This is a genomic window from Bradyrhizobium sp. CCBAU 11434, assembly GCF_028128895.1.
Classification (GTDB): domain Bacteria; phylum Pseudomonadota; class Alphaproteobacteria; order Rhizobiales; family Xanthobacteraceae; genus Bradyrhizobium; species Bradyrhizobium zhengyangense.
The window spans coordinates 323085-336915 of record NZ_LBJX01000099.1; the positions used below are offsets into that span (position 1 = coordinate 323085).

12 protein-coding genes are annotated in these 13831 nt (G+C 62.8%); 7 read left to right on the top strand and 5 right to left on the bottom strand.

Translation table 11 applies throughout. The features are described from left to right. The first annotated feature begins 80 nt into the window (after positions 1-80). On the top strand, positions 81-1925 hold the full coding sequence (locus XI06_RS32370; protein ID WP_237873011.1) for a PHA/PHB synthase family protein: 1845 nt from the start codon (positions 81-83) through the stop codon (positions 1923-1925). On the opposite strand, the gene XI06_RS32375 is transcribed toward XI06_RS32370, so the two are convergent. Together XI06_RS32375 and XI06_RS32380 are read right to left on the bottom strand one after the other, a co-directional pair. Continuing rightward, positions 1922-2896 carry a CHAD domain-containing protein gene (locus XI06_RS32375; RefSeq protein WP_237866826.1) on the bottom strand — a complete coding sequence of 325 codons (975 nt, stop codon included), beginning with the start codon at positions 2894-2896 and terminating at the stop codon, positions 1922-1924. The two genes, XI06_RS32370 and XI06_RS32375, sit on opposite strands and share 4 nt — an antisense overlap. Before the next feature lie 25 nt (positions 2897-2921). Beyond that, a complete protein-coding gene (locus XI06_RS32380; protein WP_237872898.1) occupies positions 2922-4445 on the bottom strand; it encodes a bifunctional aminoglycoside phosphotransferase/ATP-binding protein in 1524 nt (507 codons plus the stop codon). 202 nt (positions 4446-4647) lie between these two features. Between XI06_RS32380 and XI06_RS32385 the strand changes: the two genes are divergently transcribed. Further along, positions 4648-5487 carry a universal stress protein gene (locus XI06_RS32385; RefSeq protein ID WP_237872897.1) on the top strand — a complete coding sequence of 280 codons (840 nt, stop codon included), beginning with the start codon at positions 4648-4650 and terminating at the stop codon, positions 5485-5487. A 71-nt stretch (positions 5488-5558) separates the two neighbouring features. Beyond that, positions 5559-8249, top strand: a complete 2691-nt coding sequence (locus tag XI06_RS32390; protein ID WP_237872896.1) for a bifunctional acetate--CoA ligase family protein/GNAT family N-acetyltransferase — start codon at positions 5559-5561, stop codon at positions 8247-8249. Between the two features lie 9 nt (positions 8250-8258). Here the strand turns inward: XI06_RS32390 and XI06_RS32395 are convergent, their stop codons facing one another. Together XI06_RS32395 and XI06_RS32400 are read right to left on the bottom strand one after the other, a co-directional pair. Beyond that, a complete protein-coding gene (locus XI06_RS32395) occupies positions 8259-8747 on the bottom strand; it encodes a phage holin family protein (RefSeq protein WP_237872895.1) in 489 nt (162 codons plus the stop codon). Then, positions 8748-9023, bottom strand: a complete 276-nt coding sequence (locus XI06_RS32400; RefSeq protein WP_237866818.1) for a hypothetical protein — start codon at positions 9021-9023, stop codon at positions 8748-8750. Positions 9024-9197: 174 nt separating this feature from the next. On the opposite strand from XI06_RS32400, the gene XI06_RS32405 reads away from it, so the two are divergent. The 3 genes from XI06_RS32405 to XI06_RS32415 are packed head-to-tail and all read left to right on the top strand — an operon-like array spanning position 9198 to position 12214. After that, positions 9198-10334 carry an ABC transporter permease gene (locus XI06_RS32405; protein ID WP_237872894.1) on the top strand — a complete coding sequence of 379 codons (1137 nt, stop codon included), beginning with the start codon at positions 9198-9200 and terminating at the stop codon, positions 10332-10334. A 2-nt stretch (positions 10335-10336) separates the two neighbouring features. After that, on the top strand, positions 10337-11107 hold the full coding sequence (locus XI06_RS32410; protein ID WP_237866814.1) for an ABC transporter ATP-binding protein: 771 nt from the start codon (positions 10337-10339) through the stop codon (positions 11105-11107). A 3-nt stretch (positions 11108-11110) separates the two neighbouring features. Next, the gene (locus XI06_RS32415; RefSeq protein WP_237872893.1) at positions 11111-12214 is read left to right on the top strand and encodes an ABC-type transport auxiliary lipoprotein family protein; all 1104 of its coding nucleotides are present in this window, start codon (positions 11111-11113) and stop codon (positions 12212-12214) included. A gap of 2 nt (positions 12215-12216) precedes the next feature. Here the strand turns inward: XI06_RS32415 and XI06_RS32420 are convergent, their stop codons facing one another. Further along, entirely contained in the window at positions 12217-12534 is a 318-nt protein-coding gene (locus tag XI06_RS32420; RefSeq protein ID WP_237866810.1) for a c-type cytochrome, read from the bottom strand. A 156-nt stretch (positions 12535-12690) separates the two neighbouring features. Between XI06_RS32420 and XI06_RS32425 the strand changes: the two genes are divergently transcribed. Beyond that, a complete protein-coding gene (locus tag XI06_RS32425; RefSeq protein ID WP_237866809.1) occupies positions 12691-13404 on the top strand; it encodes a helix-turn-helix domain-containing protein in 714 nt (237 codons plus the stop codon). Positions 13405-13831: the final 427 nt, after the last annotated feature.

Below are 13831 nucleotides of genomic sequence, written 5' to 3' on the forward strand. Positions count from 1 at the left end.
ATTGATGCAGCTCAACGTTTGCCGGGCCGGAGGCCATATCCTGCGCTGCGAAGACCAGAAGCGCACGAGAATCCTTGGCCATGAGCGTCGTACAGATCCTTCCCCGGACCGGAGAGCCGGTGTTGCCAGTGTCATCCGTCGAACCGGTTGTTGGCGCCGCGCCGTCTGCGACGAACAACAAACCTATCGCCGAGATGCCAGCCGCCGAGCCGGCGTATGAACGTTATTCTCTGGACCGCATGTTCCATGCGAGGCTGGCGCGGTACACGGGCGGACTTTCGCCGACCGCCTTGATGCTTGCCTGGCTCGACTGGAGTTCCCATCTCGCGTGGGCGCCGCAGCGACGGATGGAGATCGCTAACAACGTCATTCGTGATAGCAGCCGGTTGCTGGAAGCAGCTGCGCACGTGACGACAGCGGGGCTGGAGCCCTGGTCCGTGATCCGGCCAGAGAAACGAGACCGCCGTTTCAAGGAACCGCAATGGGAGGCCGCGCCCTTCAATCTTCTGGCGCAGGCGTTTCTGCTCGGCGAGCGCTGGTGGCACGATGCCACGACGGGTGTGCGAGGCGTCTCGCGTGCGAATGAAGCCATTGTCGAATTCTCGATGCGCCAGATGCTGGACATGCTTGCGCCGTCGAATTTCGCAGCAACAAACCCGGAAGTGCTGGAGAAGGCGTTTCAAAGCGGCGGAGAGAATTTTGTCTTTGGCTGGCAGAACTGGTACGGCGATTTCATGCGGATGCTCTTGGCCGCAAAGCCTGTCGGGAGCGATCAGTTTGTCGTCGGCCAAACGGTTGCGGCGTCGCCCGGCAAGGTGGTCTACCGCAACGCGCTGATCGAGCTGATCCAGTATTATCCGACATCAGCAAAAGTGCGGCCCGAGCCGATCCTGATCGTGCCGGCCTGGATCATGAAGTACTATATCCTGGATCTGTCGCCGCAGAATTCGCTGGTTAAATTTCTCACCGATCAGGGCTTTACCGTGTTCGCGATTTCTTGGCGCAATCCGGATGCCAGGGATCGGAATGTTGCGTTTGACGACTATCGCAAGCTGGGGGTGATGGCCGCGCTGGATGCGATCGGCCGAATCCTGCCCGGGCAGAAGGTCCATTCGCTCGGCTATTGTCTTGGCGGAACTCTGCTATCTATCGCTGCCGCTGCAATGGCGCGCGACGGTGATGACCGTCTCGGCACCATCACGCTCCTGGCTGCACAGACCGACTTCACCGAGGCGGGCGAGCTGACGCTTTTCATCAACGAAAGCCAGGTTGCCTTCCTTGAAGACATGATGTGGCAGCGGGGTTATCTGGATACGGCACAGATGGCTAGCGCGTTTGCGCTGCTGCGTTCGAACGACCTGATCTGGTCGCGGCTGTTGCACGATTACCTGATGGGCGACGCGGCGCCGCCGAGTGATCTGATGGCTTGGAACGCGGACGCAACGCGATTGCCTTATCGCATGCATTCGGAATACCTGCGTAAGCTGTTCCTTGACAACGACCTCGCCGAAGGACGTTACCTTGTGGAAGGCAGGGACATCTCGCTGTCCGACATACATGTCCAGATGTTCGTGGTCGGTACGATCACCGATCATGTGGCGCCGTGGCGATCCGTGCACAAGCTCCACTATCAGGTCGACGCTGACCTGACCTTCCTGTTGACCAGTGGCGGCCACAATGCCGGCGTCGTCGCGCCGCCCGATGAGCCCGGGCACAGCTATCAGGTGATGACCAAGGCTGCGGACTCGCCCTATGTCGGCCCGGATGAATGGCTAAAGCTCGCCCCCCATGTCGAGGGATCGTGGTGGCCGGAGTGGACCCGCTGGCTCGTCGCGAGATCCGGCGCGCTCTGTGATCCGCCGCGGATCGGATATGGTGACCTTAGTGGCCTGCCCGACGCTCCCGGCGACTACGTCCACACCTAGTCTTCCGGCTCCGCATCCGGCGTTAGATCGGAGCAGCGGAACGGCTTGGCTTTGTTCAGCTTGCGATACGCGGTCGACGCGGTCTGCAACAGTTTCTTCTCGCGCTTGCGGTTGAGAAAGCGAATGCCGGCTTCGGGGGCCGCCTCGTTCAACGACGCGGCCAGTGTCTGGCCGCGCGCATCGTCGTTCAGCTGTCCGAGAGACTTCTGCGCCTTGCGCAATTGCTTGAGGACCGATTTCTGCTTCGTCAGCGACTTGTCGGTGAACAGATCCTCCAGCGACTCGAGCGAATAAGTCAGCCGCTTGTTGAGAATCCGCAGCTTGTGCCGCTTCTCCACGTCAAGCTTGCGCAACCTTTTGGCCTTCCTGAGTAGCGTCCTCTCCCATTCGGTCAGCTGTGCCGTCGCGTGGTCGGCGAGCGGGCAGCGGCGTAGCCTGATGGCCATTTTGCTACGGCGCGTCGCCCAGGGGCCCCTCTCGATCCAGCTCGAGGTCTGTTCGATCAGCCGACGATATCGTGCCGATTGCAGCGTACGGGCCAGCAAACGATGGCTTTCTGCGCGCTTCTCATCCCAATGTCGGAGTTCGGCGATCACAGCGAGCTCGCCGCCGGTCTCGGCCAAAATGCGTTCAATGGCGACGTCGAGATCGCGCACCATGCCGAGCTGGCTATTCAGCCACTTCAGCTCGGCCCAGACTTTGGAGCGCAGCGCATCATCGACCATAGGCGAAAAGAAGCGAATCGCGGTCCGCAAATGGGTCAGCGCGATTCGGATCTCGTGCAGCGCGTCCGGATCGCCACGGCAGGTGCCGTCGTGTTGGGCAAGGACGGCCGTGAGATGACGGCGTGCGATGATTCGGAAAGCTGTGTCGCAGGCCATGCCGGGGCTCAGGCGGCCGGGCAACGTATTGCGGCTCGCTGCCGGCTTTGCATCGACGGTCGCCTTCGAACTCCTGGTGGGTCGCGCCATCCTAGCCCGCGCCAATCAGATTGCCTTAACTACCCTTAGCGATCGCGTCCCGGCAGCTCTGGAGCGTCTGCGCTTGCGTTCCGGATGCGTCGATGGTCGCCCAATCGATATGGCCAATATTATAGTGCTCCTGCAACGCGGCAACCTCTTGAGTGGCATCCGACGCATCGTCGCGGCGATCGCCGATTCGGGCCTGCCGGGTCGCAAGATCTGTGACCAGGAAGAGGCCGGTGAGAGGCACGTGGCATTCGCGGGCCAGCCTGGCGCAGGCGTCTCGTTCGAAATCGCGGGCGAACACCCCGTCGACAATCACCGAATGGCCCTGGGTCAATACACGGCGGGCGCGCTCGGCCAAGGTCGTGTAGACCCGCTCGGCAAGCTCGGGCGTGTAGGCGGATGGTGGCAGCCGGTCTGTGTCTGCGACCCCGAGCATCTGCTTGCGTATGACATCGCTGCGCAGCACGACGGCACCCGGCTGTGGCGTCACAGTCGGCGCGAGTGCGTGCGCCAGAACCGTTTTGCCGGTGCCCGACAGTCCGCCCACAGCGACCAGACGAGGAGCGGGAGGCTGGATCAGCGCCCGGGCCAGGTCAAAATAGCGGCGTGCCTCGTCAAGAATGCCGGCATCGTCGAGATGCGACGATTTCGTCCGCGCCAGCGCCACCTGGGCGCGAATTGCCGCGCGAATGGACATGAACAGCGGCAGCGCGCCGAGCGCGTCGAGATTTTCGGGCGTTGTCGCGGCAAGATACCGGTTCAGGATGACGTTGGCCGCCAGCGGCTGATCGTGGTGCAACAGATCCATGAGAGTGAATGCGAGGTCGTAGAACACGTCGACAGTCGCCATCTTCGCGTCGAACTCGATGGCATCGAACAGCACAGGCTGTTGTTCGATCAATACGATATTGGCAAGATGCAGATCGCCGTGGCAACGGCGGACGAAGCCCCGCCGGCCGCGTTCTTCGAGCAGCGGACGAATGCGGTGGAATGTCGCGTGCGAGACTTGTGCAAGCTGCTCGATCTCCGCGGTTTGGACACGATCGCCGCTGCGCAGGCCATTGCTGTTGATGTCGATCAGGTCTGGGATTGAGGAAACCCATGCAGCGCTGTCGGTGGGCGTTGCGGCCGCGTGCGAGGCGGCGATCGCGTCGGCGATCGCGGACGCAAAGTCCGAATCGAACCGTCCGGCCTTCGCCAGATGATCCAGCGTCTGATTCTCGTCGAAGCGCGACATGTCGACGGCATACTCGATCGGCCGACCGCGGCCGTCGATCGTCACAGATCCGTCCGGCTCTTCTGTGATGGCCACAACGCGATGATAGATCTGTGGCGCGTGCGGCCGGTTGATCCGGATCTCCTCTTCGCAGGCCGCCTTGCGCCTATCGAGTGTCGAATAGTCGAGGAACGGAAACTTGACCGTCCGCTTGATCTTCAGCGCGCGCGCCCCGTCGAGGAAGACCGAAGCTGCATGCGTGTCGATCCGCTTCACGCCGGGATCCGCGGTCAGTGCCGCAAAGATCCTTTCCTGGGTCGCAGAATTGTCTGTCATCCCTGCCGGCATCATGCGGATGGGCGCCCCAAACGGTCCGGCCACAAACCAGGGTAACCCTTACTCCGGGGCTGAGACCAGTCCTTGACTTCCGTCAAGGCTTGGCCTCGGCTCGACCGGCCCGGAGCGGAGTTTTCCCGGCTTGAGGAGGATCAAGCGTCCAGACCGAAGGCGGCCTATTCTGATTTTTAAGGAGAATCCGATGCCCATCAAGGACGTCTTTCTGCCGCTGTTTGGCGAGGCGCGCGCCCCTACGTTGGCTGCAATCGAGAAGTGCGTCGCCGTTGCCGCCGATCTCGGTGCCAGGATCACCGGCCTCGCGTTCGAGGACGATGCCTTCGTGCGGCCGAAAGTGGTGTTTCCCGGCGACCCGGAGCCCGCCGAACTTGGCCGTGCGCGCGAGGCGGGCGAGATGCAGCAGCTCTTGAATGCATTCACCAACGCTGCCTCGCGGGTCGGCATTCGCGCCCAAAGCCGCGCGGGCAGGGTGCCGGCGGACCAGATCGCGTCGACCCTGGCCGAGCATGCGCGGTTCAGCGATCTCGCTTTGATTCCCGTGAAGCCGCACGACAGCCAAACCGAAAACCTCGTTGAAACGTTCCTGTTCCAATCCGGCCGGCCGCTGCTGCTATGTCCGGAGCAGTACGCGGCGACGTTGCGGCCGGAATTCGAGAATGTCATGATTGCCTGGGACCACTCGGCGCGCGCCGCACGCGCGGTCGGCGATGCATTGCCGATCCTGCAAGCGGCAACTATGGTACACGTCGTCACCGTGGCAGACGATCAGGACGAGGCGATTGCGCAATCCGGCGACAGTCTCGTCCATCATCTCAGGGAACATGGGATTTATGCATCCTTCGAAACGGTGAAGGGCAACGGAAGTTCGATCGGCAAGGTGCTCGGGAGCTGGGCACAATCTCACGCCGTCGACGCCATCGTCATGGGGGCCTATCGCCATTCGCGCCTGAACGAGACCGTCTGGGGCGGGGTGACCAAGACCGTCATCGGCCAGCCACCATGTTGGGTGATGATGTCGCACTAGGTGCGTTTCAACTCTTATCCTATCCGGTCTAGCTTCTGTCGGACCCGTTGCCCGATCGGACGATTGTGATTATGTCGACTTACCGCCTGAAAAACCTGTTGTCGCCCCAGTCGGTCGCGCTGGTCGGCGCAAGCTCCCGCCCGGTCTCCGTCGGGCGTGCGGTCCTGGAGAACATTCGCAAGGCGAAGTTCAAGGGGCCGTTCGGCCTGGTGAACCCGCGCCATGCGGAGATCGGCGGCATGGCTGCAGTGGCCAGCCTGGCGCAACTGTCCTTCGTGCCCGAGCTCATCGTCGTCACCGCGCCGGCAGGTGAGATTCCCGACATCATCGATCAGGCCGGCCGTCGTGGCTCGGCCGGAGCTCTAATCGTTTCGGCGGGGCTCGGCCAGGGACCTGGATCGCTTCAGGAAGCCACCGTCGCCGCCGCCCGCAAATATGGCATGCGGCTGATCGGCCCCAACTGTCTCGGCATCATGATGCCCGGCACAAGCCTCAATGCGACCTTCGCGGCGCATATGCCGGCGGCAGGCAACCTCGCGCTGATCTCGCAATCGGGCGCGATCGCAGCCGGCATGGTAGACTGGGCAACGCAACGTGGCGTGGGCTTCTCGGGCATCGTCACGATTGGCGATCAGATCGACGTCGATATCGCGGATCTGCTCGACTATTTCGCGATGGACCACAAGACGCGGGCGATCCTGCTCTACATCGAGGCCATCAAGGACGCCCGGAAATTCATGTCGGCGGCGCGCGCCGCGGCGCGCGTGAAGCCAGTCGTGGTCGTGAAGTCCGGCCGCATGGCGCACGGGGCGACGGCGGCTGCCACGCATACAGGTGCGCTCGCTGGCGCCGACGCGGTCTATGATGCCGCCTTCCGCCGCGCCGGCGTCCTTCGGGTATCCGATCTGCGCGAGCTGTTCGATTGTGCCGAGACCCTGGGCCGGGTCGGGTCCCCGGCAGGAAAGCGCCTTGCGATTCTGACCAATGGCGGCGGCATCGGTGTCCTCGCGGTTGATCGGCTCGCGGACCTTGGCGGAGTTCCCGCGCCCATGACACCGCAGACGCGCCAGAGACTCGACGCGGTGCTGCCGCCGGCCTGGTCAGGCGCAAATCCCGTTGACATCGTCGGCGACGCCGATGCGCCGCGTTACGCCGCAGCGCTGGAGGTTCTGCTTGACGATCCCGGCAATGACGCGGTCCTGGTGCTCAACGTGCAGACCGCGATCGCATCGGCCGCCGAGATCGCGACGACCGTGACCGAAGTCATCAGAAGATACCGCGAGAAGCACCGAAGTTGGGCCAAGCCCGTGCTTGCGGCTTGGATCGGGGCCGATCAGGAGATCATCGCGACGCTATCCGCCGCCGGCATTCCGAACTATCCGACTGAAGACGATGCGGTGCGCGGTTTCATGCATATCGTCCGGCATCGCGAGGTGGTCGACGAGCTGAGCCAGGTTCCCCCGGCAATGCCCGACAGTTTCGTGCCCGACGTCGCCGCTGCGAAGCAGATCGTCTCGACGGCCCTCGCTGACGGACGCAAATGGCTCGAGCCTGTCGAGATCAAGCATCTGCTTGGGTGCTATGACATCGCCATGGTACCGACTTATGCGGCTGAAGATGTCGAGCAGGCGGTCGGTTACGCGGACGAGATATTCGCGCAAGGCGCCACCGTCGTGCTCAAGATCCTGTCGCGCGACATCGTTCACAAGTCCGATGTCGGAGGCGTCGTGCTCAATCTGACGACACCGGCCGCGGTACGCGCGGCCGCCGCTGATATTCTGACACGGGCGAAGACATTGCGGCCCGAAGCCCGCATTGATGGCATCATTGTGCAGGCAATGGTCGTCAAGGCCAAGGCGCGCGAGCTGATCATGGGTCTCGCCGATGATCCGACTTTCGGCACCGTCGTCGTGTTCGGCCGCGGTGGGACGGCGGTGGAGATCATCAATGACAAGGCCCTGGGGCTGCCGCCGCTTGATTTGCAGCTCGCCCGCGATCTGATCGAGCGCACGCGCGTGTCGCGGTTGCTGCCTGCCTACCGGGACGTGCCGGCCGTCAAGCAGGACGCAGTCGCTCTGGTCCTGGTCAAGCTGGCGCAGATCGCGGCGGACATTCCCGAAATCCGCGAGTTCGATATCAACCCGCTGCTCGCAGACGAAACCGGCGTAACGGCCGTCGATGCCCGCGTGGCCGTGGGGCCGCCGCAGCGGAAATTCGCGGGCTCCGGCCCTGCAAATTTCGCCGTTCGTGCCTATCCGTCGCAATGGGAGCGCCGCCTTACGCTCAAGGACGGCTGGCACATCTCGGTGCGTCCCCTGCGCCCCGAGGACGAGCCGACCATCCACGAATTTCTGCGTCACGTCACGCCTCACGATCTTCGCCTGCGATTCTTCGCGCCGATGAAGGAGTTTACCCACGAGTTCATCGCGCGCCTGACCCAGCTCGACTATGCGCGGGCCATGGCGTTCATTGCGTTCGACGACAGCAACGAGATGGTTGGTGTGGTGCGGTTGCACTCCGACTCGATCTACGAGAGAGGCGAATACGCGATCCTGCTGCGGTCCGACCTCAAGGGCAGGGGTCTCGGCTGGGCCCTGATGCAGCTGATCATCGAATACGCCAAATCGGAAGGCCTCAAGACCATCTCGGGCGACGTGCTCAAGGAAAACGTCGTCATGCTCGAGATGTGCCGCCAGCTCGGCTTCGAAATCAAGCCGGATCCTACCGAGCCAGACATCTGCGACGTCCGGCTGAAGCTCTGAGGCGCGTCGCTACGAACGCGCCTCGGACGTTACGTCTGCTCCACTCTCTCTGGCGGTCCTCCGCATGTTCTTGACGATGATCGCGATGAGCGGCACCAGCACCGGCACGATCGTGCTGAGCGGATGGTGGACCGCGCCGTTCAATTCGGTCTGAAACGCCCGGGCTTCGATTTGAAGCGCCTCGATTGAAGTGCCGTGGATTTCATTGGCGAGCTCGATGTCGCGGCCGGACGGCGGGCGCCCGGCGACGATGAACAGGATCGCCGCGATGGCGAAGTTGATCGCTCCAAGGACGGCCGCCGCGGCGATCGCACTCCAGATCTGGACCAGGGCGAAGTAGGCCGACAGCTCCAGCATCAACAGACCGAATGCGGCGATCAGTGCCGCGAAGGCCCGCAGTCCAAGCCCGACCAGCAAGTGGCGCAGCCGGATATCCGCGATGATCCTGTCAGTGCGCCACAAGACGCGCAGATGCTTGACCACATTCTCGGTATTCACCTAATGCCTCCTCAGCATGAAGCCGACGACCACGCCGAGCGCAAATGCGGAAGCGAGCGAGGCTACGGGGCGCTCCGTGATAAAGTCATGAAGCTGCTCCTGTTCCTCGCTGACGGTTTCGCCGAGTTCGGCCAGTGCCGCCTTGATCTGATCGGCGAGGATCTCGGCCCGGTCCTTTGAACTCTCGAACATCTCCTCGCCAGCCGTGCTCAGCAGCCGGGCGACGTCCACCTTCAGCGTCCGCAATTCTTCGCTCATCCTGTCGCTGTCGAACATGGATTTGATGTCTCCATTGAATGGACCAAACCTAAGTCGCGCCGGTGTGCCCGCGCTTGATTTGCGTCAAGCGGGCCGGGTAGTCGCAGTCTTGAGACAGGTCAAACCCGCCGCCACATGCTGGCCTAGAAATGGCGGCTGAATGGGACCCAATTGTCCCGATGAGGTGGAAGCGTGAACCCAGAACCGCTGTTGCTGGCGACGCCGTCTGGCGATGTGCTAAAATTGCGCCCGGAAGGGCCCTGGACTGCGGCGAATGTGACGACGTTGGAGACATTGTCCCGCTCGGTCGGCGCTGAGGTCGATCGATCCAGAGCCGTGACCCTGGACATGTCGGGCATCAGCGCGCTCGATACGCTCGGTGCCTGGATCCTGGAGAAGCTCTCGCGCAAGGCTGCGTCATCTGGCAGGCCAGCCGAGGTCGTGGGCGTGGCCGATCACTTCAGTGGGCTGCTGGAAGAGGTGCGGCAGGTCAATCGTCACACGCCGCCGCCAGTGGCTGCCTCCAACCCGGTCCTGCAGAGGCTGAATGACCTCGGCAAGGCCACGATCGGTGCCCGTGAAGATATCGCGATCTTTCTGCAAATGCTGGGCGCCCTGTTCATGGCGATGGTCGGCGTCTTGCGGCGGCCTCGCTCGCTGCGGCTGACGTCGCTGGTCTACCAGCTCAACCGGATCGGGTTGCAGGCGATTCCCATCGTCGTACTGATCACCTTCCTGATCGGCGCCATCATCGCCCAGCAGGGATTCTTTCATTTTCGCAGGTTCGGCGCGGAGTCCTACACAGTCGACATGGTCGGCATCCTCGTCTTGCGTGAGCTCGGCGTGCTCATCGTGGCCATCATGGTCGCAGGACGTTCGGGAAGCGCCTATACCGCCGAGCTCGGCTCGATGAAAATGCGTGAAGAGATCGACGCGCTCTCGACCATGGGGCTCGATCCCGTCGACGTCCTGATCTTGCCGCGCGTGGCCGCCCTCGTCATCGCGCTGCCAATTCTCGCCTTCATCGGATCGATGGCCGCGCTCTATGGCGGCGGTCTGGTTGCACAATTCTACGGCGACATGGGGCCTGCGATCTACGTCGCGCGCCTGCACGAGGCCATTTCCGTCACTCATTTCGAGGTCGGGATCCTGAAGGCGCCGTTCATGGCTCTGGTCATCGGGATCGTCGCCTGCAGCGAAGGATTGCGCGTCAAAGGGAGCGCTGAATCCCTTGGGCGCCAGACGACGACATCGGTGGTCAAGTCGATCTTCCTGGTGATCGTGCTCGACGGCCTGTTCGCGATCTTCTTCGCGTCGATCGGAATGTGACGATGCCCGAGCCGCAAGCAGAGTTCGCGATCCGGGTCCGTGACCTCGTGGTCGGTTTTGGCCGTCAGACCGTGCTCGACCATCTATCGCTCGATGTCCGCCGCGGCGAGATCCTCGGGCTGGTGGGCGCGTCTGGTGGCGGCAAGTCGGTGCTGATGCGTACCATCATCGGTCTTATCCCGCGTCGCAGCGGCACCATCGAAGTCATGGGACAGCCGATTGGCGGCCCGCATGGTGGCAGCCGCGCAGCGACATGGGGCATCCTGTTCCAGCAGGGCGCGCTGTTCTCTTCGCTCACCGTCAGGCAGAACGTACAATTTCCGCTTCGCGAAAATCTCGTGTTGTCGCAGGAGCTGATGGACGAGATCGCGATCGCCAAGCTCGAGATGGTTGGACTACGCGCGCAGGACGGCGACAAATATCCCTCCGAACTTTCGGGCGGAATGACCAAACGCGTGGCGCTGGCGCGCGCGCTCGCGCTCGATCCACCAATCCTCTTCCTCGACGAGCCGACGTCCGGCCTCGACCCGATCGCCGCAGGCGATTTCGATACGCTAATCCGGACGTTGCAAAAGACCCTGGGGCTCACCGTCTTCATGGTCACCCATGATCTCGCAAGCCTCACCACGGTCTGCGACCGCGTCGCTGCGCTTGCCGACGGCAGGATCGTGGCGATCGGACCGATGCGCGACCTGCTGCAATCCGAGCATCCTTGGGTGCGGGCCTATTTCCACGGCAAGCGCTCGCAGATGCTGCAACCACAGATGAGATGAGACATGGAAACCCGCGCTCCCTATGTGCTGATCGGCGCCTTCGTGCTGGCCGCGATCCTCGCGGTATTCGGCTTCGTCTATTGGCTGAACAACAGCGGTGGCATCGGGCCGCGCGCGAACTACCATGTACAATTCCAGGGACCGGTGCCAGGTCTTCTGGTTGGTGCCGGGGTGCTATTCAACGGCATCCGCGTCGGTGAGGTGACGCAGCTTGGCCTCGCGCCCGACAACCCGCGCTTTGTCAACGCGACGATCTCGGTCGCTTCGGCAACGCCGGTGCGGACCGACACCAAGGTCGGGCTTGAGTTCCAAGGGCTGACGGGCGTGCCGGTGGTGACGCTGGAGGGCGGCATGATCGTCGCGAAGTCCGGCGAACCCCTGACTTTGATCGCCGAGGCCGGCGCGGGCCAGAGCATGACGCAGGCAGCACGCGATGCGCTGCGCCGCGTCGATTCCGTGCTTGAGGACAATTCCGGTCCACTCAAGGACACCATCGCCAATTTCAAGACGTTCTCGGATGGCCTCGCGCGCAACACGGGCAAGATTGACGGCATCCTGGCGGGCCTCGAGAAAATGACGGGCGGCGGCGCACCCGCGCAGAAGATCACCTATGATCTCCGCACGCCGCTGGAGCTTGGACAGGTCGGCAAGACACTCTCGGCATCGCTGGCTATTCCGGAGCCGACCGCGGTGGCGATGCTTCAGACGCAGCGCATGCTGTTCTCGCCGGTTGGCGATATTAAGGGCTTCGCCGACTTCCTGTGGGCCGACAGCATTCCAAAGCTGGTGCAGGCGCGGCTGATCGATAGCTTCGAGAATTACGATATCGCGCACGCCCCGTTGCGGACGACAGACTTGGGGCAGGCGGACTATCAGCTATTGATCGACATCAGGCGCTTCCGCATTGCCACGGAGGGGGAGCCGCGGGCCGAAATCGGACTGTCGGCACGGCTCGTCGACAAGAATGGCAAGGTGATCGCATCACGCCTGATCGAGACCAGCGAGAAACTGGACAAGGTCGAGCCAGCTGCCGCGGTCACGGCGTTCGACGCAGCTTTCGCGCGCGTCGCCAGGGAGCTGATCGGCTGGACCGTGCAGGCGGTGTAAAGCTACTCGAGCGTCTTGAGATAGGACAGCAGATCATGGATCTGGTCAGGCTCGAGCTCGAAAGCGGGCATGTCGGCGTGGCCGGTATAGATGCCTTCGGCGAGCGCTTCCTCGAGGGAATCGATCGCGTAACGCTGGTGCAAGGTCCTGAACGGCGGAGCGATCTTAAGCGGGCTTTCTGAGCGACGGTCGATCGCGTGGCAGCGCGCGCAATTGGCGCGCGCATAGGCCTTGCCGCGTTGTTCGGCGGTCGGCGCGCCGAGGGCGGGAGTGACCAGAAGCAGCCCAATCAGGCCGTGGCGCAACGCGGTATGCAGCATGGAAATTGGTCCCGTTGAATTCTCGGCGCAGAGTAGGGCGGGGGTGGGCGTCAAATTTGATCTGCGTCAATCGGCTTTGGCAGGTTGCAGTAAAATGCACTTGGCGCGGTGGATCTCTGTCAGGGGCGGAGATTCGGTGACGCCTGGAGCGGTGGGATGAAGGCTTCCGTGACGATGATTGAGCCAAACGGTCATTTTTGCAGCGACTGCGCGGTCCGCGGTATCGCGGTTTGTGCGTCGATGGACCCGGCCGAGCTCAGGGAGTTCGAGCATCTCGGGCGCCGCGTTCATTTCGGGGCGGGCGAGACCGTGTTTTCCGAGGAGGATATCACGACCTCGTTCTACAACCTCCTCGAAGGCGTGATGCGGCTCTACAAGCTGCTGCCTGACGGTCGGCGGCAGATCGTGGGCTTTGCCTTGCCCGGTGATTTCCTTGGGATGAACTTATCCGGCCGCCACAATTTTTCGGCCGATGCGATCGGTGCTGTGACCGTGTGCCAATTCGCCAAGGCACCGTTCGGCCGCTTCATCGAGGACCGACCCCATCTCCTCAAGCGGATCAACGAGCTGGCGATCCGCGAGCTGAGCCAGGCGCGCGACCACATGGTCCTGCTCGGCCGTCGCTCGGCGGATGAAAAAGTCGCGACCTTTCTGCTCGGCTGGCGGGAGCGACTGGTCTCGCTCAAGGGCGCGTCGAATACGGTCCCCTTGCCGATGAGCCGGCAGGACATTGCGGACTATCTTGGCCTGACCATCGAAACCGTCAGCCGCACCTTCACCAAGCTGGAACGGCACGGTGCGATCGAGATCATCCATGGTGGAATCAGCCTGCGCGACCCCGCCCGGGTCGAAGCTTTGGCCGCAGCCTGAATCCCGGCCTTGCCCGGGCCTCCGCTGATTTTTGATCCGGATCAATGACGGCAATCGTGCCTCGCCAATAATGCCCACAACAAAGTTCGGGAGGGCATGATGCCGACTGACGCGCTGCTGGTGACCATGGCCGTTGTGGCCGTCTTTGTCGCATTTGCCTGGGCGCTGGCTTGGGCGGACCGACAGACCAGTGCTGGCAGGCGCGGTTCAAATACGAAGGGCTGAAGTTCCCGAGATCACTTGGATGCGTCTTCCAGGTGGCCGTCGGCCTGTTCCGCGGTGCTCGCGACTAATCGCTATCTGCCTTCTCTGCAACTCTGCATGGTTTGGATCGCAGCGACGCACCCTGCAGGTGCAGACTCGTGGCGCGACCGCGGCATTTTAACGGCACTTGCCTCAAACTGTCCCCCGCTTTCCGGTTGAAAAG

What these genes read in the sequence shown, in the direction of transcription:
- XI06_RS32370 (WP_237873011.1), top strand. Translation starts at nt 81, where the DNA reads ATGAGCGTCGTACAGATCCTTCCCCGGACCGGAGAGCCGGTGTTGCCA.
- XI06_RS32375 (WP_237866826.1), bottom strand. Translation starts at nt 2,896, where the DNA reads ATGGCGCGACCCACCAGGAGTTCGAAGGCGACCGTCGATGCAAAGCCG.
- XI06_RS32380 (WP_237872898.1), bottom strand. Translation starts at nt 4,445, where the DNA reads ATGACAGACAATTCTGCGACCCAGGAAAGGATCTTTGCGGCACTGACC.
- XI06_RS32385 (WP_237872897.1), top strand. Translation starts at nt 4,648, where the DNA reads ATGCCCATCAAGGACGTCTTTCTGCCGCTGTTTGGCGAGGCGCGCGCC.
- XI06_RS32390 (WP_237872896.1), top strand. Translation starts at nt 5,559, where the DNA reads ATGTCGACTTACCGCCTGAAAAACCTGTTGTCGCCCCAGTCGGTCGCG.
- XI06_RS32400 (WP_237866818.1), bottom strand. Translation starts at nt 9,023, where the DNA reads ATGTTCGACAGCGACAGGATGAGCGAAGAATTGCGGACGCTGAAGGTG.
- XI06_RS32410 (WP_237866814.1), top strand. Translation starts at nt 10,337, where the DNA reads ATGCCCGAGCCGCAAGCAGAGTTCGCGATCCGGGTCCGTGACCTCGTG.
- XI06_RS32415 (WP_237872893.1), top strand. Translation starts at nt 11,111, where the DNA reads ATGGAAACCCGCGCTCCCTATGTGCTGATCGGCGCCTTCGTGCTGGCC.
- XI06_RS32420 (WP_237866810.1), bottom strand. Translation starts at nt 12,534, where the DNA reads ATGCTGCATACCGCGTTGCGCCACGGCCTGATTGGGCTGCTTCTGGTC.
- XI06_RS32425 (WP_237866809.1), top strand. Translation starts at nt 12,691, where the DNA reads ATGAAGGCTTCCGTGACGATGATTGAGCCAAACGGTCATTTTTGCAGC.